The organism is uncultured Phascolarctobacterium sp. (assembly GCF_958349595.1).
GTDB lineage: Bacteria > Bacillota > Negativicutes > Acidaminococcales > Acidaminococcaceae > Phascolarctobacterium.
Genome location: NZ_CATWDQ010000020.1, coordinates 14,836 through 38,458 on the forward strand (window position 1 = coordinate 14,836; position 23,623 = coordinate 38,458).

The 23,623-nt window shown below is 48.4% G+C and carries 18 protein-coding genes and 1 riboswitch; of the genes, 14 read left to right on the forward strand and 4 right to left on the reverse strand.

Going from position 1 to position 23,623, the window contains the following annotated elements:
• The first annotated feature begins 153 nt into the window (after positions 1–153).
• The 8 genes from Q4G98_RS11055 (at position 154) to Q4G98_RS11090 (ending at position 12,591) form a co-directional block, all read left to right on the forward strand.
• Positions 154–4,392 carry an acyl-CoA dehydratase activase-related protein gene (locus tag Q4G98_RS11055; protein ID WP_301961988.1) on the forward strand — a complete coding sequence of 1,413 codons (4,239 nt, stop codon included), beginning with the start codon at positions 154–156 and terminating at the stop codon, positions 4,390–4,392.
• A gap of 418 nt (positions 4,393–4,810) precedes the next feature.
• A riboswitch (cobalamin riboswitch) is annotated at positions 4,811–4,985 on the forward strand.
• A 179-nt stretch (positions 4,986–5,164) separates the two neighbouring features.
• On the forward strand, positions 5,165–5,569 hold the full coding sequence (locus tag Q4G98_RS11060) for a hypothetical protein (protein ID WP_177559296.1): 405 nt from the start codon (positions 5,165–5,167) through the stop codon (positions 5,567–5,569).
• Between the two features lie 97 nt (positions 5,570–5,666).
• The gene (locus Q4G98_RS11065) at positions 5,667–8,039 is read left to right on the forward strand and encodes a TonB-dependent receptor (RefSeq protein WP_366917020.1); all 2,373 of its coding nucleotides are present in this window, start codon (positions 5,667–5,669) and stop codon (positions 8,037–8,039) included.
• A gap of 121 nt (positions 8,040–8,160) precedes the next feature.
• Positions 8,161–9,180, forward strand: a complete 1,020-nt coding sequence (locus Q4G98_RS11070) for an ABC transporter substrate-binding protein (RefSeq protein WP_298565504.1) — start codon at positions 8,161–8,163, stop codon at positions 9,178–9,180.
• A 6-nt stretch (positions 9,181–9,186) separates the two neighbouring features.
• Positions 9,187–10,242 carry an iron ABC transporter permease gene (locus Q4G98_RS11075; protein ID WP_298565505.1) on the forward strand — a complete coding sequence of 352 codons (1,056 nt, stop codon included), beginning with the start codon at positions 9,187–9,189 and terminating at the stop codon, positions 10,240–10,242.
• Between the two features lie 2 nt (positions 10,243–10,244).
• Complete coding sequence (locus tag Q4G98_RS11080; protein WP_298565507.1) at positions 10,245–11,018, forward strand: ABC transporter ATP-binding protein; 774 nt, start codon at positions 10,245–10,247, stop codon at positions 11,016–11,018.
• Positions 11,019–11,038: 20 nt separating this feature from the next.
• Entirely contained in the window at positions 11,039–12,229 is a 1,191-nt protein-coding gene (locus tag Q4G98_RS11085; RefSeq protein ID WP_298565509.1) for a hypothetical protein, read from the forward strand.
• A gap of 2 nt (positions 12,230–12,231) precedes the next feature.
• A complete protein-coding gene (locus Q4G98_RS11090; RefSeq protein ID WP_298565511.1) occupies positions 12,232–12,591 on the forward strand; it encodes a CGGC domain-containing protein in 360 nt (119 codons plus the stop codon).
• Between the two features lie 49 nt (positions 12,592–12,640).
• Here the strand turns inward: Q4G98_RS11090 and Q4G98_RS11095 are convergent, their stop codons facing one another.
• A complete protein-coding gene (locus Q4G98_RS11095) occupies positions 12,641–13,987 on the reverse strand; it encodes a pyruvate carboxylase subunit B (protein ID WP_177559325.1) in 1,347 nt (448 codons plus the stop codon).
• A 356-nt stretch (positions 13,988–14,343) separates the two neighbouring features.
• On the opposite strand from Q4G98_RS11095, the gene Q4G98_RS11100 reads away from it, so the two are divergent.
• On the forward strand, positions 14,344–15,666 hold the full coding sequence (locus Q4G98_RS11100; RefSeq protein WP_366917021.1) for a DUF3440 domain-containing protein: 1,323 nt from the start codon (positions 14,344–14,346) through the stop codon (positions 15,664–15,666).
• The gene (locus Q4G98_RS11105; RefSeq protein ID WP_293546598.1) at positions 15,663–16,214 is read left to right on the forward strand and encodes a ParB/RepB/Spo0J family partition protein; all 552 of its coding nucleotides are present in this window, start codon (positions 15,663–15,665) and stop codon (positions 16,212–16,214) included. The genes Q4G98_RS11100 and Q4G98_RS11105 overlap by 4 nt, the downstream gene beginning before the upstream one ends.
• Positions 16,215–16,297: 83 nt before the next feature.
• Here Q4G98_RS11105 and Q4G98_RS11110 read toward each other — a convergent pair whose 3' ends face one another.
• Entirely contained in the window at positions 16,298–16,480 is a 183-nt protein-coding gene (locus Q4G98_RS11110) for a hypothetical protein (RefSeq protein ID WP_298565516.1), read from the reverse strand.
• Between the two features lie 753 nt (positions 16,481–17,233).
• Between Q4G98_RS11110 and Q4G98_RS11115 the strand changes: the two genes are divergently transcribed.
• The 4 genes from Q4G98_RS11115 to Q4G98_RS11130 all read left to right on the forward strand — a co-directional run bounded on the left by Q4G98_RS11115 (position 17,234) and on the right by Q4G98_RS11130 (position 22,786).
• The gene (locus Q4G98_RS11115) at positions 17,234–17,575 is read left to right on the forward strand and encodes a helix-turn-helix domain-containing protein (protein ID WP_301961989.1); all 342 of its coding nucleotides are present in this window, start codon (positions 17,234–17,236) and stop codon (positions 17,573–17,575) included.
• A 68-nt stretch (positions 17,576–17,643) separates the two neighbouring features.
• On the forward strand, positions 17,644–19,047 hold the full coding sequence (locus Q4G98_RS11120) for an autotransporter strand-loop-strand O-heptosyltransferase (RefSeq protein WP_298565206.1): 1,404 nt from the start codon (positions 17,644–17,646) through the stop codon (positions 19,045–19,047).
• A complete protein-coding gene (locus Q4G98_RS11125; protein WP_298565209.1) occupies positions 19,044–19,712 on the forward strand; it encodes a bifunctional 2-polyprenyl-6-hydroxyphenol methylase/3-demethylubiquinol 3-O-methyltransferase UbiG in 669 nt (222 codons plus the stop codon). Before Q4G98_RS11120 ends, Q4G98_RS11125 begins: the two co-directional genes overlap by 4 nt.
• 26 nt (positions 19,713–19,738) lie before the next feature.
• A complete protein-coding gene (locus Q4G98_RS11130; protein ID WP_301961990.1) occupies positions 19,739–22,786 on the forward strand; it encodes an autotransporter outer membrane beta-barrel domain-containing protein in 3,048 nt (1,015 codons plus the stop codon).
• Between the two features lie 250 nt (positions 22,787–23,036).
• Here the strand turns inward: Q4G98_RS11130 and Q4G98_RS11135 are convergent, their stop codons facing one another.
• Both Q4G98_RS11135 and Q4G98_RS11140 read right to left on the reverse strand, forming a co-directional pair.
• Positions 23,037–23,195, reverse strand: coding sequence for a YvrJ family protein (locus tag Q4G98_RS11135; protein WP_298562639.1), 159 nt, complete (start codon positions 23,193–23,195; stop codon positions 23,037–23,039).
• Between the two features lie 4 nt (positions 23,196–23,199).
• Entirely contained in the window at positions 23,200–23,436 is a 237-nt protein-coding gene (locus Q4G98_RS11140) for a DUF2922 domain-containing protein (RefSeq protein WP_301961991.1), read from the reverse strand.
• Between the last annotated feature and the right edge of the window lie 187 nt (positions 23,437–23,623).

The window sequence follows — 23,623 nt, forward strand, 5'->3', positions numbered from 1 at the left end:
GATTAATTCAAGTATCAGAAATAAATATGCTTATAGTTTTTTTGCAGGCGCTTGCAGAGGCAAAGGGCTGCTCAGGGAAACAGGGCATGGAGACTATAGCTTTAAGCTTTGGGTTACAGGAAGGCAGGCTGCTTCCTGACAGGGGGATTTGGTATGCAGAAGCTGATTTATCATGTAGGGGTCGATATTGGCTCAACTACGATCAAATTTGTAGTCTTAGACGAAAAAGAGCAAATTGTTTTTAAAGATTATTTCCGTCATTTATCAGATCCCAGCACTGCATTTTTACAGGAAATTGAGAAGGTTCTCGCTATTATCGACGGCAGAGAATTTTCTTTGATATTGACCGGTTCGGCCGGCTTTGGCTTTGCCGAACGCATGGGGGTGCCGCATGTACAAGAGGTTATTGCTTGCCGCGCGGCGCTTCGTTCTTTGCTGCCTGGGGCGGAAACAGCTATCGAGTTAGGTGGGGAAGACGCTAAGATCACCTGGCTGGGCAGCTCGCCTGAGCTGAGGATGAATGGTGTCTGTGCCGGCGGCACAGGCGTGTTTATCGATCATATGGCATCGCTTTTGGGTACTGACGCTGCCGGGCTCGGCAGTATGGCTGAACGTTCCGGCCGTATTTATCCGATCGCTTCCCGCTGCGGTGTTTTTGCTAAAACTGACGTACAGGCGCTGATCAATGACGGTGCCTCGAAAGACGATATTGCCGCCTCCGTTCTGCAGGCGGTCGTCAACCAGACGATCGGCAACCTGTCGCAGGGACGGCCCATCAGCGGCAAAGTAGCCTTTCTGGGCGGGCCGCTGCACTTTTTGCCGCAGCTGCGCCGGCAGTTTATCACTACTTTAAAACTACAGGCTGACGAAGCCCTGATCGCCAAAGACGCAGATTGCTTTGTCGCTATCGGCGCGGCTCTGGCCGGTAAGGACGGCGAGCTTTTCAATGAAGCAAAGCTGCTGCAGGCGCTGGCTAAAGTCAACGACGCTCCGCTGGAGGCCGTTGCCAAACTGCCGCCGCTGTTTGCCGACGAGGCAGAGTATGCAAAATTCCGCGCCAGACATGACCGGCACCGGATCGAACGGGAAGATCTGGCTGCCTACACTGGCAAATGCTATCTGGGGATCGATTCCGGCTCGACAACTTTAAAAATGACCCTGCTGTCAGAGGATAACAAACTGCTGTGGTCATATTACAGCGGTAATAACGGCAATCCGGTACAGATCGCCGCCGCGGCATTAAAGGATCTGTACGAAAAAATGCCCCCGCAGGCCAGCATCGGCGGCGCAGCCGTTACCGGCTATGGCGAAGAGATGATGAAGGTCGCTTTTGGCGCTGATTTCGGCGAAGTCGAAACAGTAGCGCATTTGCGGGCCGCTTCGTTCTTTGCACCTGATGTATCCTTTCTGATCGACATCGGCGGGCAGGACATCAAATGCTTTTTTGTAAAAAATGGTATTCCCGACCGGCTGATGCTGAATGAAGCGTGCAGTGCCGGCTGCGGTTCGTTTATCGAAAACTTTGCCCAGGGACTGGGACTTGACGCCGCTGAATTTGCCAGACTGGCGCTAACAGCGCAGGAGCCTGTTGATCTGGGCGTGCGCTGTACGGTATTTATGAACTCCAAAGTAAAGCAGGCGCAGAAGGACGGCGCGGCAATCAGCGATATTGCTGCCGGACTGGCTATTTCTGTTGTCAAAAACGCGCTTTATAAAGTTATTCGTCTGCGTGATGCGGGCGAACTGGGCGACACTATCGTCGTACAGGGCGGCACCTTCCACAGCGACGCTATTTTGCGCTCGATGGAACAGCTGACCGGCAAAGAAGTGATCAGGCCTGATATTGCAGGGCTGATGGGTGCTTTTGGCGCGGCTTTGCTGGCCCATGACCGCTGTCAGGAAGGGTCGACGCTGGTAGATGCCAAAACACTGGCGGCCTTTGATTACCGCAGTAAAAGCTATCGCTGCGGCGGCTGCGGCAATAACTGCCTGGTAACAGCGCATTATTTCCCCGCCGGCGTCTTTCATACAGGCAACCGCTGTCCACGTGGGGCAGGGCTGCCAATGGCCCAGGCCAGCGCGCCTGATATGTATGCCTATAAATATCAGCGGGTGTTCGATTATGAACCGCTGCCGCTGGAAGCTGCCAGGCGCGGCGTTATCGGCCTGCCGCGTATCCTGAATATGTACGAGGATTATCCCTTCTGGTTCACGTTCTTTACCAAGCTGGGCTATCGGGTCGAACTGTCGGCGCCGTCGTCAAAAGCATTGTACGAATCGGCTATGGCTTCCATACCATCTGACTCGCTCTGCTATCCGGCCAAGCTGGTGCACGGCCATATCCACGAGCTACTGGCAAAGGGCGTCAAGAAGATTTTTTATCCCTGCGTGCCTTATAATGAAAAAGAATGCCAGACGGCCAACAACTGCTATAACTGCCCGGTCGTGGCGACCTATGCCGAAAGCGTCTATGCCAATATGGAAGAGCTGCGGGCAGACGATGTTGAATTTATGCATCCCTTCCTGCCGCTGTATCACGATAAACGTCTGACAGAACGTCTGACAGAAGTGCTGAAACATGAAGGGCTGAAGCAGAAAGAGCTGGCCGCTGCCGTGCAGGCTGCGCGTGCCGAACAGCTCAGCTATAAGCAGGAAATCAGGGAGATGGGGCACAAACTGCTGCAAAAGGTACTGGACGAACATGGTCACGCCGTGATCCTGGCCGGCCGCCCTTATCATACCGACCCGGAAATCAATCACGGCCTGCCGGAGATGATCGCTTCCTTTGGACTGACGGTTATTTCAGAAGATGCTGTTGCCGATCTGCCGGAAAGCCTGCGGGGGCAGCTGCCTGTAGTCGTCGATCAGTGGTCGTGGCATTCACGTCTCTATCGTGCGGCAGAATTTGTAGCCGCGCATCCTGAGCTTGAACTGGTTCAGATCAGCTCCTTTGGCTGCGGCCTTGATGCTATCACCTCCGACGTTGTCAAAGAGATATTAGAACGGCACCACAGGCTGTATACTTTGCTGAAGGTCGACGAGATCAACCATATCAGCGCCGCGCGTATCCGTATCCGTTCTTTGCTGGCGGCGATGCGCGAACGTCTTGATAAACACGAGGAAACAGACATCCCGGCTTATATACCGCCGTCGTTCTCGAAAAAAATGCGCGATACCCACGTTATCCTGGCGCCGCAGCTTTCGCCGGTGCATTTCCAGTTTATGGAAACCGCCCTGCGTCATGCCGGCTACAGGCTGGAGATAGCGCCGCTGCCGGATCGGGAAGCAGTGGCCCTGGGCCTGAAATACGTCAATAACGACATCTGCTATCCGGCGATTCTGGTCATTGGGCAAATGTTGCGGGCTTTGAAGTCGGGCCAGTATGACCTGAATAAAACCAGTATCGCCCTGTTTCAGTCGGGCGGCGCCTGCCGTGCCACCAACTATATCGCCCTGATGCGCCGTGCTTTGCGTGACGCGGGGCTGGGCAACATACCTGTTTTTTCGCTGTATGGCGAAAAAAGCGACGGCTTCTCGCTGTCGTGGCATCTGCTGAAAGATATGGTCAAAGGACTGCTGTATGGCGACCTGCTGATGCAGTTGTTGCACCGTGTACGTCCTTACGAACAGGAAAAAGGCGCGGCCGATTCCCTGTATAAGGTTATGTCACAGCTTTGCAAGGACAGTCTGGCAGGCTTGACGGGCCTGTCTTTTGAACAGACGATCAAACGGGTGACTGCCGCCTTTGATGCGCTGCCGCTGCGTGATAACGTCCGCAAGCCCAAGGTAGGCATCGTGGGAGAGATACTGGTCAAATATCATCCCGTTGCCAATAATAATATCGTCAGCTATCTGGAAGCAGAAGGCGCCGAAGTCGTACTGCCGAACATGATGGATTTCTTCCTCTATGCGGCTTATGACGAACAGGTCAAACGCCGTCTGCTGGACGGAACGCTGGGCAATGTGATCAAGTCCAAGCTGTTTATGAAGTTTCTGGATTATTACCGCAAGCCGCTGAACATCGCACTGCAAAAGAGCAAACGCTTCAGCGCTTACGAACCTTTATCAACACTGATAGCTTTAGCTGAAAAGCATCTTTCGACCGGTAATATGGCCGGCGAAGGCTGGCTGCTGACTGCTGAAATGGCCAAGCTGCTGAGCGGCGGCATCAATAATATCGTCTGCCTGCAGCCGTTTGCCTGCCTGCCGAATCATGTTACCGGCAAGGGCATGATCCGCGAGCTTCTGCGTACCAATCCACAGGCCAATATCATTGCGCTGGATTGTGACGCCGACGCCAGTCAGGTCAACCAGATGAACCGTATCAAGCTGATGCTGGAGATCGCTAAAGAAAAGCTGCAGGAAGAAAAGTTGAAAATTATTAATCAATAATAAAATATCATTTAACGCCTAATCGAAACCACTTTGAAGTTTATCTTCAAAGTGGTTTTTTTTTAGAATATATTCGATTTTTATTATACTAAAAGAAAACTATTTGACTGATAGAAATGTTAGTGATATAATGCTAAACGATAATAAAATTGCATAAAGAATATAAAAGAAATGTTACTTTCTCTGATGTAGGAATAAAGCGCAGGTGTTGATAAGGATTGATAGATAAATTTTATATTTTAACTTTTGATAGAGTTGTTTTATCCAAACTATAGACAGTTTGGCAAAGCAAAATTGTTCTATATTGTTTTAATACAATATAGATGCAATTTTGTTTGACTGGGGGGGGACATAGTGCTATAATACTAAACGATAACAGTAGTTTATAATATAAAAAGCAAAAAAGATACTTCTAACTGAATAAAGAAAAGAATCAGGTGTAATCGATTGCTTAATAGAGAAGTTGGTGTAAAACCAACACGGTCACGCCGCTGTAATGCTGAGCAAGCCTCAAAGATGCCACTGGGAAACTGGGAAGGCGGGGTAAGCAATGAAGCAGAGTCAGAAGAACTGCCTGATTTTAGTATTTCTATAGCCTGCGAGTGATGGGTAGGAAATTGGATAAGTATATCCTTTTGCCTTTTTGCGAGCACGCAAAAAGGCTTTTTTGTTGTGATTCTAAAACTTTGCAAGCGAAACAGGGTAAGCTTGGCAAAGGATTGGAATATATAGTAAGTTCAGAATATTATTTTTGAGGAAAGGAGGAATGAGAATGTTTAAAAAATTTTCAGTAATATTTTTAGTGATATTGACATTTACAGGATTTGGAATTGTATCAGCGGCAGAAGTTTCCACGGATAAGATGATTCTGGAATGGAATACCAGTAAAATATGGCTGAATAATGGCGATTTGTGTATGATGGGGGATTTTAAAAACCGGCGCAGTGATTTAACAGTAACAAAATTGAATTCTTTTACTGCACGCATTATTTTTACCAAAGAAGATGGCAGTAAATATGAATTTATTGGTGCCCCGGTAAAAATACCACTATGTAAAGTAGCACCTAATGGTACTAAACGCATGAGTTTTAATCTTGGAAAATTTGCAGGGGATTGGAAATCATGGGTCACAGATCAAAACTACACTTTTACGTATATCAACGGTTCGCGCTGGTAAAGTAAATCTTAGTCATAGTTGGATGATGAAATGTAAAAATTGATGAAAGAAGATGAGTTTGATGAAGCTTAATAAAAAATATGGTGCTGCAGCTGCGATGGTAATGCTGCTTTCAATGGCATCTACTTCGTATGCTGCTTTTGACGAAAATTTACAAGGCTATACTTTGGATACAGTTTTGGTTGAAGCCGATGCTACCAAAGATAAATTTGGCAATACTATTACCGAACAATCTTATTACCGTACTGGCGGTGACGTAAAAGTAATCTCCCGTGAAGAAATAGAAAAACGGCATTATACAGATTTAACAGAAGCTATTAAACGTATTCCCGGAGTAACTTTCCAAAACCCAGGTTACCGTGGTGGTGAGTATGGCTATGAATTTTATAATAATGGCGTATCCATAAATGGTGATACCAGAGTAATTATTTTGGTAGATGGACGCCGCGTAGATAATACTGCCAGTACCAGAATTTCCAGTAACAGTAAGACTGGCAGTAAATCTACCGGTGTAAATTTAGACCAGGTGACCAATATGGAAAATGTTGAAAAAATCGAGGTCATCAAAGGTCCTGGCGCTTCAGTTTACGGAGCAGATGCTTTGGGAGGTGTTATCAATATCATTACCCGTAAGGGTGGCAGTAACAATGTAGGGTCAATTGATTTATCGACCGGGTCGTGGGATAAACACAAATACGCATTAAGTTATTCCGGCAGCGCAGGTAATGATAAATCCTGGCATTATTTCATTTCTGCAAATAGAGATATGTCGGGTGATACTAAATATAAAGATGGATATACTGGCGGTACAGGGACTTTAGGCGGTTCAAAATGGAAAGAAGACGGCGTTAACCTGCGTATAGATAAAGATTTTAATGAAAAACAAAGTTTAAAGATTTGGTACAATTTTAAAGAGGGTAAAGATGGCTATCCGATTGCTACACCAAGCCTGCGCTACTGGAATCAGGCCGACTGGCAAAGAATAATTTTTAATGCCGCTATTGGTCAACTGGATGGAAACAATAAAATTGTTGGAGGAAAACTTTCTGGCGATTTGAAAAATCCAGGCTACCATAATTTATATGCTCTGGATGGAGCTGCCTATGGGTCATTCAGCCGTTTTAAAAACAATGACTGGGATATTACTTATACCTTTGATAAAGAAAATGGTATGGAAAGCTTTGTCCGCGTATATGACCAAAATCATAGATACGCCCATCGTGATAAATATAAATGGAATTTAAAAACAACAGCTGATTATGAAGCAGCCTTTCCTACTGGTGCGACTGATGCACAATTACAGCAATGGATAAATGAAAACCTTGCACCTTTTCCGGGCGGCGATCAGGAAGCCTTGAAAGAATGGGTAGAAAAAACTGGCGGCGTAGCAGCGGAACCAACCAGCTGGCATGAAGAAAAAAATCGCGGCGTACAGTTACAGTATGCAAAATCAGTAGGGGTTAACGATATTATCGCCAGTATTACTTATGATAAGGCTAAAAATTATTCCAAAAGGATCAATAATGATGGTACGATAACATCTTCACATGTTGATCGTAAATCTATCCTGGGGTATATTCAGGACAAAATTCATATTACTGATAAATGGGATATCACACCGGCTATCAGGTATTCTAAATACAGTTCTTTTGACACAACGAATGCTGATGGATCTGTTACACAGGGAAAAGGTGATACTCATGAAATAACTCCGGTTATCAATACTCAGTATATGTTTGACGATACAAGCAGTATGTATTTAGGCTGGACCAGGGTTTTCAGACCATTAAGACAGGGCGATTATACGTCTGTCGATGGTGTTTTTAAAACGCCGTTATTGGATGAAAAAGGTGATGCATGGACTTTAGGCGTACGTAAAGACTTATCGGATAAGACCAGTGTAGCTGTACATTATGACTGGACTAAAATGAGTAACGCTATTGCTACTTTGCCGATTTGGGATGATACGAAAGCTCAGTTCAGCAATACTGCCGTCAATGCGAAAGAGGACAAGAAATCTTTTAACATCACAGCAGATCATAAATTTGACGAGCATGTAATGTTAAGTGCCTCCTATTCGCATATGAAAGATGAATGGAAGGCTAAAAATGGCTGGGTACTTGATCCTGATTGGGGATACCAGGACAGCAGTGATATCAATGTCGCTATTAACAGCTTACGTCCACAAAATCATTATTCTTTAAATCTATCATATGAGAATGGTAAATTATACACGGGACTTTTAACTAATTGGTATACCGGCTGTAATACGCGTGCCTTTACTGATAAGAGATTTTTGGTTTTAGACTGGAACCTGAATTATGAAATAACAAAAGACATGACAGCATATGTATTGGTAAGCAATTTAACAAATGAAGCTTATGAAACTTCTTACAATTCCTGGAATGGTGTTGGCAGCTCGGCTATGCCAAGCCGCTGCATTATGGTTGGTATGAAATATAAATTCTAATAACTTTTAAAGCAGATGTAATTTTAGTGTTTTACTTCCTTTCACTTGGTAAAGTACGTCTGAGTTTGTTGCAGACGTACTTTACCTGATTATTTAGAACAATTTTGATTTGAGGCAAAAAATGAAAAAAATAACAGTGATGCTTTTACTGGCCTGTTTTTTGATAACCTGCGGCTGCGCGCCTGTAGTCAAAGTCAATGAGCAAAGTATGCAAATACAGCAGGAGCAAGCTGCTTACAACAAGGAGCATTATCCGGTTGTACTTGAAGGCTATAATTCGCGTAATGAGAAGCAGGAATATATTTACAATAAACCACCGCAGAGAATTATCGCAGTCTGGCAGGATACGATCGAACTGCTGCTGGCGCTTGGCGTAGGTGACAGGATCGTAGCTGGAATGGGCGTACCTGATAAAAAATATCTGCGACCTGAATATCAGGCGCAGTATGAAAAAATACCCTATACCAGTTTGCAAAATCTTGATGTAGAAACAATTATGATGATGGAGCCTGATTTCATTATCGGCTGGTATTCTACATTTGGCAGCAAAGTTCTGCGCGGTACTGATTTCTGGCTGAGCAGGGGTGTTAATACTTATATTGCACCATCCTCACGGGCATCGGCCCACCAGAATAAACTAGAGGAAGAATATGAGTATATTTTAGATGCAGGGAAAATTTTTGATAAAAACGAGCGCGCTGAAGCTTTAGTTGAAGAGATGAAGAAGGAAATAACCTCTGTAACTGACAGAACAGGGCAGATGCCCCAAAAACCGCGCGGAATAATTATGGAGTTTCAGGGAAAAGAAGCCAGGACTTACGGTGAAAAAACTCTGGCCGGTGATATTTTTACTCAATTAGGTGGTGAACTGATCGCCAAAAAAGATACTTTAAGCCTGGAACAGGTCGTTGATCTTGATCCGGATGTTATTTTTCTGGTTATAACTGAAAGAAATTACGGTAACGAGCAGGTCTTTTTAGATCGCGTTTATCAGAATAAGGCGCTTAGTCATCTGCGCTGCGCGCGTGAGAAGCGGGTGTATACGTTACCACTGTATGCTGTTTACAGCGCCGGTGTCAGAACTTATGACGGTATCAAAATCATGGCGCGTGGATTATATCCGGAACTGTATAAGGAGTAAACTATTATGTGGAAATTTTTGAAAGATAGCGGCTACCTGTTTATGTGTGCCCTTTTGGTTATAGTGCTGGCAATAGCGATTTTATGGGCTTTAAGCATTGGCACGGTCAAGTTGCCCTTGCAGCAGATCTTTGCCGCTGTGGTTAACCAGCTGCAGAGTGATACGCCGATCGATGCGTTGGGCAAAGGTCCGATACATGATATTATCTGGCTTTTAAGGCTGCCAAGACTTATTTTAGCAGCGCTTGTTGGCTGCGGGTTATCAGTTTGCGGTGTGATTATGCAGGCCATTGTAAAAAATCCACTGGCAGATCCATACATATTGGGTATTTCTGCCGGTGCTTCACTGGGGGCAACAGCAGCGATCTTATTAGGGATAGGTTTGTCATTCGGCGAAAATTTTGTGGGTATTGCTGCTTTTATCGGCGCTTTTGTAATTTCTCTGGGCGTTTTGTTTATTTCCAATCTGGGGGGACGTTCCAATTCAATCAAGCTTCTGTTAGCAGGTATGGCACTCAGCTCGGTCTGCAGTGCTTTTTCCAGTTTCATCATTTATTTTGCCAATAACAAAGAAGGCATGCAGACAGTAGCTTACTGGATGATGGGCAGTTTTGCCGGCGCCCGCTGGGATAATCTGGCTGTAACAGCGCCTATAGTTATTTTGGCAGTGCTGTTCTTCTGGTCGCAGAGCAGGATGCTCAATTTGATGTTGCTGGGGGATGAATCGGCACTTACATTAGGTACCGATCTGCATCTTTACCGGCAGCTTTATCTGCTTATCAGCTCGCTGATCGTCGGCTTTGTAGTTTATTCAGCAGGTATGGTAGGCTTTGTCGGGCTGATAGTGCCGCATGTTATCAGAATGCTGGTAGGGACCGATCACAAGAAGCTGGTTCCTGTGTCAGCTCTGACAGGCGCTGTATTTTTGGTCATTGCCGACGGCTTATGCCGCATTATCATTCCGCATACAGAATTGCCGATAGGTATTTTGATTTCGCTGATCGGGGCGCCATGTTTTGTGTACCTGATGATTAAGCGCACCTATGGCTTTGGGGGGAACTGATTATGGAAATATTGACAGAAGCCGTAAAATTATTCATTGGCCGCAAAGAAATTTTAAAAGGTGTGGATTTTAAGCTGCGGCCTAAAGAATTTGTCGGTATTATCGGCCCTAACGGCAGTGGTAAAAGCACATTTTTAAAATGTGTATACAGGGTAATGAAGCCGACTGACGGAGCCATACTTTTCGACGGCAGAAGATTAGATGAACTTTCTTATCGTGAATCGGCTTTGAAGCTGGCAGTTGTGGCGCAGCATAATTTTTACAGCTTTGATTTTTCTGTTTTAGACGTGGTGCTGATGGGACGCTCGCCGCATAAAAAGATTTTGGAACGAGATAATCTTGAAGACTTTAAGATAGCTCGGACTGCTCTGAAAACCGTAGGCCTGGAAGATTTTGAAGAACGCAATTTTTCCACACTATCCGGCGGTGAGCAGCAGCGGGTAATTTTAGCGCGGGCATTGACGCAGCAGACTGAGTGCCTGGTGCTGGATGAACCGACCAATCACCTGGATATCAAGTATCAGCTGCAGATCATGGACATCGTGAAAGGATTAGACCTTACCGTGGTAGCCGCTATTCACGATTTGAACATCGCGGCAATGTACTGTGACAGGCTGGTAGCGATCGATGCCGGTACAGTGGTAGGCATGGGAACGCCGCAGGAGCTGCTGACAGAAAAATTTATTTACGATATGTACGGCGTCGAAAGTAAAATCAATCACGAAGATGAAACAGGCAGAATGAATATCGTTTATTTGCCGCAGCATTGGAAATAAATCAGGAAGGGGTGATTGAGATGAAAAATGTGTGGGCAGGAACTATGCTGGCAATAACGATTGTAATGCAGGGAACGAGTATTGCGCCGCTCTGGGCTGCTGAAGCTGGAACGCAGTCGGTTTACAGTGCGGCAAACAATGCTGAAAAACGGCCGCCGCTGCCAAGAATGCGTCGACCGCAAATGACGAAGGAACAGGCGCTGCAGCTTTTAAAAGAAAATTATAACTTTGATGCAGTTGAGCTGTCAGGATATTTAGACAGCGGTACAAACTATCGCGAGCTGGATACGCTGTGTTTATATGCTGCTCTTTCGCAAAAATCGCTGACAGAGGTAGCGGCATTGCGAAAGACTCATACAGGTGAGCGGCTGAAGCTGGCTTTAGGGCTGACACCGCAAAAATTCCATGATCGCAGCCTGGAATATCAAAGCCGCGGCTTAGTTGCCACAACGCAACTGCCACAGCCTGAAATCCTGAAATATTTAAAAAAGGGTTACACAGAAAATGATATCAAAATGTCTGTGCTGCTGGCTGATAAAAGTGGACGTGCTGTAGATAATATTATTAAAATGCGTACAATAACTGCAGCTTGGCCGGATATTGCCAAACAAATAGGTATTGATGCTGCAGTTTATAAAGAAGCTGCAGTAAAATCAGGCCGTCTGGATAACAGTGGTAAAAGGACTGGCACAGGGTTTGCTGGGCTTCGGATAGCTGACCCTACTAAAGAAAAATTGCTCGGGATATTGCATAACGACTATGGCTTTACTGAGTCAGAACTGGGAAAATACTATGACAGGTTTGGATTCAAGAATCTGGAAACCTTCTGTATATATGCTTATTTTTCTCAAAAACCGCTGGCGCAGGTAATATCCATGAGCGATAAGTATACATGGGAAGGATTAAAATTGGCTCTTGGGCTGTCACCACAGAAGTTTCGTGACAGAGCGATCGAATATCAGGCAGACAGGCTCTTCAAACGCATGGATATTGACCGTAATGTCACTATCAAATATATGAAAATGGGCTTTCCGATGCACCATGTCAATACGGCAGCTTTGCTGGCGCGGAAGTGCGATAAAGATATTCAGACTATCATGCTGATGAAAACGCCTGCCAATACCTGGAATGACGTAGTTTTGGAGCTTGGCTTGGCGCTTGACGACAGCAGGGAGGTAAAAGACCGCATTACAGCGGCTTTTAAGAGATAAAAATGAAGAAAATTGCTATTTTACGCTGTTTACGTTCAAATGATGTGTGTACAGGTGCTGGTTGCTTGCAGGCTTTGCATACTCGCAGCGGGACTTTTCGATGTTATGGCAGTGAAGAAGTGCAGCTGGTGGCGTTTTGGTCCTGCAATGGTTGCGGTGATGTTCGTCTGACTAATGAAAAAGGCTTGCGTGAGAAGATAGAAAGGATAATTGCAGTGCGTACGGATACTGTGCATGTAGGTGTTTGTACACAGTTTTGGAATATTGATACTGGCATAAAGCAGGAGTGTAAGTATATAAGTGATATTGTAGAAATTTTAGCAAAACATGATATAAAAATTATTCGAGGTACGCATGTATAAAAAAGCCGTATGTCATAAGACATACGGCTTTTGCTTGTGTAGATTCAGTTTAACGGTGCTTTTTGAAATAAGCCAAAGCAACATCGGGGAACAGGGCGTAGGATAAAACATCGTCGATGTCGGCGTTGGGATAACCGGCCGCTGCCAGTTTGGCCTTCAGGCTGTCCATCTGCGGCGCGATATCGTCAGCCGGACGGTGGTCGATCTGCGGCTCGTCGCCGATAGCCAGTTTTTTGACCTCGGGATCGATGGGGGCAGGAGTACGGCCATATTTTCCGCGCACAAGATCCTTGACCTCGTTCGGGATCATTTTGTAACGGCCCAAAGTGACGTTCAAAGCAGCCATAGAACCAACGATCTGGCTGGTAGGCGTTACCAGCGGCGGATAGCCAAGCTCGGCGCGCACACGCGGCATTTCTTCCAGCAATTCGGGATATTTATCGGCAGAGCCCATTTCCTTCATCTGGTTCAGCAGGTTCGACAGCATACCGCCGGGGATCTGGAAGGTAAGTACCTTGGGATCGATGGGGATATTGTCGTTCAGGCCGAAATCCTTAACAAGCTGCGTCTTGACGCCGCGGAAATAATCAGCAGCCTTGTGCAGCTTGGTCAGTTCGATACCGGTATCGCGGGGCTGGCCCTGCAACGTAGCCACGATCGCCTCGGTAGAGGGCTGACCGGTGCTTTGAGCAAACGGGGACAAAGCGGTATCGATCATATCGACGCCGGCCTCGATCGCTTTCAAATAAGTCATATCGCCCATACCGCTGGTAAAATGGGTATGGATATCGATCGGCACGGTAAGCTGCGATTTGAGCGTCCGTACCAGCTTTTCGGCATTATACGGCGACAGCAGACCGGCCATATCCTTGATACAGATAGAATCGGCGCCCATTTGCACCAGTTCCTGTGCCACCTTTAAAAAGTCTTCATCCTTATGGTAGGGGCTGATAGTATAAACAAAAGCACCCTGTACGTGCGCGCCGGCTTCTTTGGCCGCCCGCATCGCACATTCCATGTTGCGGGTATCGTTCAGCGCGTCAAAAATACGGATGATGGAAACGCCGTTATCGACAGAGCGTTTCACGAACTCTCTGACAACGTCATCAGCATAATGGCTGTAGCCCAGAATATTCTGGCCGCGCAGCAGCATCTGGATCGGGGTTTTCTGTAAATGTTTTTTCAAAGTCCGCAGGCGTTCCCACGGATCTTCGTCTAAAAAGCGCAGGCAGGCGTCAAAAGTAGCGCCGCCCCAGGCTTCCAGGGCATAATAGCCCATATCGTCAAGTTCCTCCAGAACAGGAACCATATCGCTGATACGCATTCTGGTAGCCGCCAGCGACTGGTGGCCGTCACGCAAAACAGTTTCTACGATCTTAACAGGTGTGGTATTCATAACAAACCTCCTTGTAATACACTAATATCCTTACTGTTATTTTAGCACAGAGCAGGCAAAAATAAAAGATACAAAATACTGCATACACAGGAAAAGTTATTAATTAGAAGGGCTTTGAAAAGTTCGCTGCAGGCGGCCTCAGAAAATGGTATTTTCATATGCGGAAGCCCGGCAAAAAATATGCAAACGGTTATTTTTGCTTTCACTACCGATAAAGAAAAATTTGCCATTGAGAAGGTGCTGCAACAGGGATTTGCCTTAAATATACACCGTATATTGAACAGGTCTGGCAGATAATATATAATATATTATTATCGCGATAGATATAAAATAAAAACTTTAAGGGTAGAAATATGATGAAAAGGGAATATTTAAACGAAAATGTATATGAAGCGCTGCAGCGGCGGCTCAAATTTCTGTTTGAGGAATTTGATAATATCTTTGTATCCTTTTCGGGCGGCAAAGACAGCGGCCTGCTGCTCAATCTGGTGCTTGACTTCCAAAAGGCGCACTATCCCGATAAACGCATCGGCGTTTTTCATCAGGATTTTGAAGCCCAGTACAGCGCTACCACGGAATACGTTGAAAGAACCTTTGCGTGGATCGAAAACGACGTAGAGCCCTATTGGGTCTGCCTGCCGATGGCCACAAGAACGGCCCTCAGCAGCTACGAAATGTACTGGTATCCCTGGGACAATACCAAAGAAGAAGCCTGGATCAGGCCGATGCCGCAGCATAAATACGTGATCAACATCAAAAACAACCCCATGACGACCTACCGCTACCGTATGCACCAGGAAGACCTGGCCAAACAGTTTGGCAGGTGGTACCGCATTGCCCACGGCGGCAAAAAAACAGTCTGCCTGCTGGGCATTCGCGCCGATGAATCACTGCAGCGCTACAGTGGTTTTTTGAATCGTAAATACGGCTACAAAGAAACCTGCTGGATCAGCAACCAGTTCAAAAATGTCTGGGTGGCTTCGCCCATCTACGACTGGAGCACCAGCGACGTCTGGCACGCCAATTACCTGTTCGGTTACGATTATAACCGCCTGTACGACCTTTATTACATGGCCGGGCTCAAGCCAGATCAAATGCGCGTGGCTTCGCCCTTCAACGATTATGCCAAAGACAGCCTGAACCTGTATCGGGTCATCGATCCGCAGATCTGGGTCAGGCTGATCGGACGCGTGCAGGGCGCTAACTTCGGCGCGATCTATGGCAAAACGAAAGCCATGGGCTATAAAAATATCACGCTGCCGGCAGGGCATACCTGGGAATCGTACACCCGCTTTTTACTGGCCACGCTGCCGGCACGGCTCAGGCAGAACTATATCAAAAAATTCAAAACCTCGATCGAATTCTGGCATACAGTGGGTGGTGGGCTGGAAGAGGAAACTATCCGCGAGCTGGAGGCACACGGCTATAATATCCGGCGCAACGGCGTTTCCAATTACACGGTCATGAAAAACTCCCGCATCGTCTTTGTCGGCAAAATACCAGACCATACCGACGATATCAAATCTACCAAAGATATCCCCAGCTGGAAACGGATGTGCTTCTGCATCCTGAAAAACGATCACCTGTGCCGCTTTATGGGCTTTGGCCTGACACGTCAGCAGCAGAAGCTGGTAGACGTTTTGAAGAAAAAATACAGTAAGGTTTGTGAGGAAAAATGAAATTCAGTAGTCCTGTTTACAACATAATTTCCGTACCGATCGAAAAGATCGAGCCCAATACCTATAACCCCAACTCTGTGGCGCCGCCCGAGCTGAAGCTGCTGTATGACAGCATCAGGGAAGACGGCTACACCATGCCCATCGTCTGCTATTATGACAGCGAAAAAGACCTGTATATCATCGTCGACGGCTTTCACCGCTACCGCATCATGCTGGACTATCAGGATATTTACGAGCGGGAAGGCGGCAGACTGCCGGTATCTGTCATCGATAAGCCTATCGACTGCCGTATGGCAAGCACGATCAGGCACAACCGGGCCAGAGGCTCGCACGATGTCGACCTGATGAGCAATATCATCAGTGAGCTGCATGAGCTGGGGCGTTCGGATGCCTGGATCTCCAGGCATCTGGGGATGGATAAGGATGAGATCCTGCGCCTGAAGCAGATCACAGGCCTGACTGCGCTTTTTAAAGAAGCTGAATTCGGCAGAGCCTGGAAAGCTATCGAAAATGACTTGCAGGACGAGTGGGAAGAGGAAAAGAAATAAGGTAGTAGGCTGGCAATTTAAGATTGAGCGATCAAAAACAGACATTCATTTTTGAATGTCTGTTTTTTTATGCCCGGAAAGTTTTAAATGTTCATTTCTTTTTGCTTTTTGTTTATGCCGCTTTCTTGAAAGTAAGCGGCGCAAAGAACTTCAGCGCTGTTAAGATTTGGATTACGCTTCACTCGCTGTACGCGCTCCGGGCAACTCGGCACCATAGGGAAAATTAAAATGCTATGCTGCGCATAGCCTGCCGCTGCCTCAGACATACCCTGCGCCTGCTTACAGCTGCGTGTCGCTCATCTGCCAAATCTTCCCAATGCGCTGTAAAAACCTCTATATCGTACGTTCTATTGCTGTAGTTAATAATCACTGGTCCCATCAGTATGTCGATACCGTGCTCATGAAATTCAGCAGCAATTTGTACGATGCAGGGTTTTGAGCGCACATTGTGGTCAAGTCCGTTGTGTGTGCAGCGAGCTGTAAGCGCTGGAAGGTTTGTTTGAGGCATTGCTTCTTTGCGGGAAAGATTTTCTTTGTTCTGCAATGCCGAGTTGCCTGGAAGCCGGACAGCGAGCAAAGCTAAACAGGACTTGCCACCGTGCGCAGAGTTCTTTGTTGACTTTCTTTCAAGAAAGTCTAATGTGATTTTTACCGCCAAAAGAAATGAATATTTAAAAAAGTCTAAATAAACAAAAACCTAAATTAAAAAGCAAAAATTGGAATTTTAAGGAAAAAAGAAAATTTAAAGAAAAAACACTAAACCAGTGTCCGGCAAGCCGTGACACCGTACGGCTCCCCTTCTCTCCTGGCGGCTGGCAAACCGTAAGGGCAATAGACAGCCAAACTGCGTCGAAAATATCCGTTAGTATGTCTTGTGGGGGGGTACAGGTGTGCTATAATGGGTACGAATATTATTTTAACAAATGTTTTTAAGGTTTAAGTAAATTAAATCAGCTTTTTAACAAAACAAGATAAAGGCAGAACAATATTTTAGGCAATGCAGGAGCGGAGGTGGGAAGATGTATGACGAAAAATGCCTGCAAAATATCGGCGGCAATATCCGCTTCCTGCGCATGGCCAGACAGGTAAGCCAGCAGGAAATGGCAGAACGTATCGGTATCAGCCAGACCCATCTGAGTAATCTGGAACGTAACCATGTCAACATCAACCTGAAGCTGCTGCTGCGTATTGCCAATGTACTGGAGTGCCCGCTGGAAATCTTTTTAGATACCCAGGCGGCGCTGGATTGGGGCAAAGAGCAGGCAGAAAAGGCTGCGCCTGAGCAGGATGCCCCAGCAGAAGTTTATACCGTAGAGGAAGTGCGGCGGCTTTTGCAGCTGCTGCGGCTGTCAAACAAGTAAAAAGCCTTGACCGTGGCGACAGCTGCGGAGGAGATAGATAATGAGCAACATAGCAAAGGAGCGAAAAAATGCCGGAAATAAAATCAGCGGACGCGGCAGAGCTGGCCAGTATTATGGGGCAGGCAGCATCAACGTCTGGCGACACGACAGAAAAAGACAAAAGCGGCGGAGCTGCCGTTAATGACGGAGAAGCTGCCAAAGCAGCAGCAGCCACCAAGCCCTATATGCTTTTTGATGCCGGTGAGGTGCGGCAGGAAAGCGGCATCGCAGGTATCAAGTTCGACTTTAACTACGGCGCCAGGGTCACCGTGCCCCAGGGCGAATACCGGGTCAAGTTTATCGACAGGGAAGCCTGCCTGACGGTGTACGACGCGCCCGCCAGCGGCGTGCTGGTGACCAGCAGCAAAAAGTATTTTATCGACTTCCGCATCGAAGTTTACGAAAAGGACAAGCTGATCTTTGCCCACGACCTGGATCTACAGGGCAAAAAAGTGCTGCTCAAATTCCCGGTGGGGATATTGGGCGACGTACTGGCCTGGTTCCCCTATGCGGAAGTTTTCAGGAAAAAGCATCAATGTGAACTTTACTGCGCTATGGCGGAAGAACTGGCCGGGATCATCAGCCCGGCCTATCCCGAGATCAGCTTTATCAAACCGGAAGAACGGCCGGAAGGGCTGTACGCCAGCTACTATATGGGCATCTTCTTTCCCTGTGATGACAGGGTGCACCAGCCGGGCGACTTCAGGATCAGGGGCCTGCATAAAAACGCGGCCATGATCCTGGGTCTGGGCAACAGCACCGAACCGGAAGAACTGAGCATCCGGCTGCTGCCTAAAAACAAAACACGTAAGATCAAAGAACCCTACGTCTGCATCGCAGCCCAGTCCAGCGGCCAGGCCAAATACTGGAACAACGGCGCCGGCTGGCTGAACGTAGTCAAACATTTAAAGGAGCGGGGCTACCGGGTGCTGTGCATCGACAGGGAAAACGTCTACGCGCAGAAAAGCCGCTTTAACATCATTCCCTACGGCGCAGAGGACTTTACGGGCAAACTGCCCTTGCAGGAGCGGGTCGACCTTTTATATCACGCCGATTTTTTTGTAGGTCTATCCAGCGGCCTCAGCTGGGTAGCCAACGGCGTAGGCATACCCGTAGTGCTGATCAGCGGCTTTACGCTGCCGGTCAACGAATTCCCCACGCCTTACCGGGTCATCAACTACCATGTCTGCAACGGCTGCTGGAACGATACCCGCATCACCTTTGACCACAAGGACTTTGAGTGGTGCCCGCGGCTGAAAGGAACCGACAGGCAGTATGAATGCAGCCGCTACATCACGCCGGAAGCGGTGAACAAAGTTATCGACCGGCTGATGGCCGACCATCAGCTGGAACCGCTGGCGGCGCAAAAAACAGCAGCGGTCAAAAAAACAGTGCGGGGCAGAAACAGCAAAAAAGGAAGTGAGAGAAAATGAGCCTTTACTATTACAAGGATATGTTCAAAGTGCAGGATATGCAGGAAGCCAAGGCGATCATCCTGACCGAAGAACAAGAGGGCGGCGACTATAAAGAACGCTGGGACCGGGAAACAGAATACATGAAGGGACTGTTTGCCGAAGGGCTGGGCGACCTGAACGGCAAAACGATCCTGGACTTTGGCTGCGGCATCGGGCGGCTCTCTAAAGTGCTGTTGCAGCAGTATGACTGCCATGTGCTGGGCGTAGACATCTCGCCCGATATGCGTCGGCTGGCCCAGGAGTATGTGGCGGATGACCGCTTTAGTGTCCTTTCCTACGAAATGTTCTGCCAGTTGGGGGGGACGGGCAGGCTGCAGGTAGACTGCGGTCTGGCGGTATACGTCTTGCAGCACGTCTACGACCCGGCCCGCGATATCCAGCTCCTGCGGCAGGTAGTCAAAGACAGGCTGTTTGTTTTGAACCTGCAGCACCGGGCGATTCCGGTACTGGACAGCGAGACCGGCGCCAAGAAGTTTTATCTGGACCAGCAGCCGGAGGCGCAGGCTGACGTAGGCAAACTGCTGGAAGCGCAGTTTGCCCTGCAAAAAGAGCTGCCGCTGGCTGCGGACAAGATTTCTATGGCCCGTTTTCACTGGTGTCGCATCTATGGCGCGCGGGGATAATGAGAATAAGGAAGAAGGATGAACAGATGGCGAAGGGAAAAGCAAGGAAAGAACAAACACAGAAACTGCTGGCTACAGTAGTGATGGGCATGAATCTGGTCAACGCCGCCGCGCCGGCAGCGGCGCTGGCCGCAGCCGAGCCACAGGCACCGCAGCTGTCCCGGACGGCAGCCAGCGAAGCCCAGCCCCTGGACTACGCGGTGCTGCCGCAGACTTTAGACTATCTGGACCGGGCCATTTTTGCCACGGCGGAAGCGACAATCTATGATGGTAATGATAGCGGTGTTTCTATGACCTACGGCGACAGCCAAACCATAACTGCCGGGCAAAGCGGTACGGTAACTAGTATGAACGGCGGTGGGCAGAGTATCAGCAGCGGCGGCAAGGGTACGGTAATTAATATGAGCGGCTACAGTTCGCAAAATATCAGCGCCGGCGGCATCGGCACGGTAAGTACTATGGACGGCACCTGTGATCAGAATATCTACGGCGGCACGGGTATGGTAGACACTATGAACAGCGGCGGCTATCAGAGGATCAGCGGCAACAGCGGTACGGTAAGCACCATGAACAGCGGCAGGCAGGTTATCAACGGCAGCGGCGGCAGCGGTACGGTAATTACTATGAACAGTGGCGGCACGCAGTTTATCCAACTCGGCAGCGGTACGGTAACTACTATGAACGGCGGCGGTATGCAGATCATCAACAGCGGCAATGGCACGGTAATTGCTATGAACGGCGGCTATCAGGCTATCAGCGGCGGCGGCAGCGGTACGGTAATTACTATGAACAGTGGCGGCACGCAGACTATCGAGCGCGGCGGCAGCGGTACGGTAACTACCATGAACAGCGGCGGTACGCAGATTATCAGCGGCATTGATCACGCCGGCGGCGGCGGCGGTACTGTAGACACTATGAACAGCGGCGGTACGCAGATTATCAGCGGCAAAGGCACCTACAACAGTGCCAGCGTAAGCGGTACGGTAAGCACTATGAACGGCGGTATGCAGTCTATCGAATTCTACGGCGACAGTGGCACGGTAATTACTATGAACAGCGGCGTGCAGAATATCAGCAGCGGCGGTAACGGTACGGTAATTACTATGAACAGCGGCATGCAGCATATCCGCAGCGGTGGCATCGGTACGGTAACTACTATGAACAGCGGCGGTCAGCAGACTATCGACCGTGGCGAGGGTACGGTAAGCACTATGAGCGGCGGCTATCAGGATATCGTCGGCGGCAGCGGCACGGTAATTACCATGAGCGGTGGTCAGCAGACTATCTTCAGCGGCATCGGTACGGTAAGCACTATGAGCGGTGGTATACAGAAGATCCTCGATGGCGGCACGGGCACTGTCAAGGCCTTGAACGGCGGTACGCAGGTTGTTAGCAGCGGCGGTACCTCGCTGGATACTGTTTTAAACAGCGGCGGTACAGTTTATCAAAACAGCGGCGGCCTTATCTCCGGCATTACCTATAACGGCGGCGTGCAGATCATCGATAACATCACTGCCAGCTACGATAGCATGACACTGGGCTCTGGCGGCGAGAATGTGACCATGGGCGTCGCTAACGGCGCGCAGATGAGCGGCACTATCTTAAACAGCGGCGGTATGCAGCAGGTTCTTGATGGCGGTACGGCTTTAGCTACAGAGGTCAACGGCGGCACCGTGTATTTGGCCAGCGGCGGCGTGGTAAGCGATCTCACCATGAGCGGCGGCGCTTTGGAGCTGGAAAATATCGATGGCGGCAGCTTTAACATCAGCGGTACCATGTCGGCAAATAACGGTATCATCGACATGACGGACAGCGGCGTGACCAGAGCGCCGGCAACACCAACTTACGAAACGCTGACCATAGCGGATTTAAAGGGCAGCGGCAATACCTTTATTATGGATACTGACTTGTCCGGCGAGGTCAACAGTGATAAGGTGACCATTACCAGCGCCGATGTTGGTACCCATTATGTGCAGATCCGCGATTTGAGCCTGTTGAACAGTGTGGAAGTGAAAGGGGAACATCAGCAGCTGCTGATCACAGATAACAGCAGCAAGCTGACCTTTGTGGGCAAAGAGCTGAATCTGGGCGGCCTGTTCGATGTTACCCCGACCATGACTAATGGCGGTGCTTTGGGCCTTTCGACTGACGACTGGTATTTGACGAAAATAGCTAAAACAGCGAATAACGATACTAAAGTATTGCTGTTTGACGCCGATAACAGTTATGCCCTGTGGCGTAATACCAACGACAGCCTGCGCAGCCGGTTGGGAGCGCTGGGAAATGGCAGCGAGCGTGCTGACGGCATCTGGGCGCGCACGCAGGCGGGCAGGTTCAGCGGTTTCGGCTACGAAGGTCGTTACAATCTGTACCAGCTTGGTTATGACCAAAAAGCCGATGCCAAGAGTACCTATGGTTTAGCTGTGGACTACGGCGATGGCACTGGTGATTATACTGACGGCAGCGGTAAAGATAAACTGACAGCGTTCAGCCTGTACGGCGTCTGGCAGGGCGCTAAAGGCACTTATACCATTGTCACAGCGCGGGCAGGTATTTTTGACACCGACCTGAAATCCTACGGCGACTTCCCAGATAAAGCGAGCTACAAAGAGCATGCTTACAGCATCAGCGTAGAATACGGCCAGCGTTTTGATTTGCAGCAGGGGCTGTTCTTTGAGCCGCAGGCGCAGTTTACACTGGGACGGTTGAGCGGCATCAGCTATACTACCGACCGGGGGGCTAACGGGCACATCGAAGGCATGAACAGCGCTATCGGGCGTATCGGTTTCATTATGGGTCAGAAGATCAAAAACGGCAGTGATATTTATCTGAAAGCCGACCTGCTGCACGAGTTTGCAGGTAAGCGTGATTTGCAGCTGACCTCGGACGCCGGCGGGACTAACGATATTTTGAGCAAGCATAACGACTACGGCGATACCTGGTTTGAGCTGGGTCTGGGCGCTAATATCAAACTGAGTAAAGACAGCAGTTTCTACGGCGAAGTAGAGCGTGGCTTCGGCGGCGACATCAATAAAAAGTGGAGCGTCAACGCAGGGCTGAGATTTACATTTTAAGTGAGCGCTTTTGTTGAGCGTAAAATGATTTATTAAGGCTGTAAGTAAAACAAAAGTACCTGATATGAAGCTTGTTCATATCAGGTACTTGGTTTTGCATGGGGAAGTGGTTGAAAAACTTTGGTTCAGTGCGGGTCAGTTGTTATTTATTGGCTATGAGCCGCCAGAGCAGGCGCAGAAAACCGAATAGTTTGTGATTTTTGATATAGTTTACACCTCCGTAGTATTGGCATCAGAGTTTTGGAAACTGCTAATGGCCGTTGCTTTGTTGCAGCAGGGCTTTGCTAAGTTCGTTGAGGCAGCCGGTCAGTTTGTCCAGCCGCTGTTCCATGCGCAGCAGCAGATGCCAGCTCAGCACCATGGGGAAACCGAAGTTGCCGACAGCGCTGAAGATTTCTTTGGTATCCACAGGCTTACGCCAGTACGGAAACGGTAACGACTTTGATGCGGGCTTCGACAAATTCGGACAGGCCGAGGCCGCCGCTGGTGAGGACGTCGGCTTCGAGGATCTTGCTGGCTGCACTTTTGGCGTCGGCCAAAGTTAAGTCTTCGCGAGGGTCGGCGATGCTTAAGGTTTTTTTAGCGCCGTCGCTTTTGGTGAAGATGAGTTCTAAAGTTTTTTCCATGTTTTGCTCCTTTCCAGCGGACATAGCTGCCTGCAAAGGCGGCTATGCGCTTAGTTAGTGTCAGTTCATTGCCGGTTTGTTAAAAGCAAGGGACTGGCTGGGGTCATTCTGCTTCGTCCAGCTCGGCCTTTTCGGTAACGTAGACGTTAACGACGGCGTGGCTCATCAGTTCGCCGATGGCTTCGGCGACAGCCAGGCATTTAGCGGCGTC

Excerpts from the sequence above, each read along its gene's own strand:
- Q4G98_RS11090 (WP_298565511.1), top strand. The coding sequence starts at position 12,232 with ATGAAGAAAATTGCTATTTTACGCTGTTTACGTTCAAATGATGTGTGT.
- Q4G98_RS11130 (WP_301961990.1), top strand. The coding sequence starts at position 19,739 with ATGGCGAAGGGAAAAGCAAGGAAAGAACAAACACAGAAACTGCTGGCT.
- Q4G98_RS11110 (WP_298565516.1), bottom strand. The coding sequence starts at position 16,480 with ATGTCTGAGGCAGCGGCAGGCTATGCGCAGCATAGCATTTTAATTTTC.
- Q4G98_RS11055 (WP_301961988.1), top strand. The coding sequence starts at position 154 with ATGCAGAAGCTGATTTATCATGTAGGGGTCGATATTGGCTCAACTACG.
- Q4G98_RS11060 (WP_177559296.1), top strand. The coding sequence starts at position 5,165 with ATGTTTAAAAAATTTTCAGTAATATTTTTAGTGATATTGACATTTACA.
- Q4G98_RS11120 (WP_298565206.1), top strand. The coding sequence starts at position 17,644 with ATGCCGGAAATAAAATCAGCGGACGCGGCAGAGCTGGCCAGTATTATG.
- Q4G98_RS11100 (WP_366917021.1), top strand. The coding sequence starts at position 14,344 with ATGAAAAGGGAATATTTAAACGAAAATGTATATGAAGCGCTGCAGCGG.
- Q4G98_RS11125 (WP_298565209.1), top strand. The coding sequence starts at position 19,044 with ATGAGCCTTTACTATTACAAGGATATGTTCAAAGTGCAGGATATGCAG.
- Q4G98_RS11080 (WP_298565507.1), top strand. The coding sequence starts at position 10,245 with ATGGAAATATTGACAGAAGCCGTAAAATTATTCATTGGCCGCAAAGAA.
- Q4G98_RS11070 (WP_298565504.1), top strand. The coding sequence starts at position 8,161 with ATGAAAAAAATAACAGTGATGCTTTTACTGGCCTGTTTTTTGATAACC.
- Q4G98_RS11075 (WP_298565505.1), top strand. The coding sequence starts at position 9,187 with ATGTGGAAATTTTTGAAAGATAGCGGCTACCTGTTTATGTGTGCCCTT.
- Q4G98_RS11115 (WP_301961989.1), top strand. The coding sequence starts at position 17,234 with ATGTATGACGAAAAATGCCTGCAAAATATCGGCGGCAATATCCGCTTC.
- Q4G98_RS11065 (WP_366917020.1), top strand. The coding sequence starts at position 5,667 with ATGGTAATGCTGCTTTCAATGGCATCTACTTCGTATGCTGCTTTTGAC.
- Q4G98_RS11095 (WP_177559325.1), bottom strand. The coding sequence starts at position 13,987 with ATGAATACCACACCTGTTAAGATCGTAGAAACTGTTTTGCGTGACGGC.
- Q4G98_RS11140 (WP_301961991.1), bottom strand. The coding sequence starts at position 23,436 with ATGTCCGCTGGAAAGGAGCAAAACATGGAAAAAACTTTAGAACTCATC.
- Q4G98_RS11105 (WP_293546598.1), top strand. The coding sequence starts at position 15,663 with ATGAAATTCAGTAGTCCTGTTTACAACATAATTTCCGTACCGATCGAA.
- Q4G98_RS11085 (WP_298565509.1), top strand. The coding sequence starts at position 11,039 with ATGAAAAATGTGTGGGCAGGAACTATGCTGGCAATAACGATTGTAATG.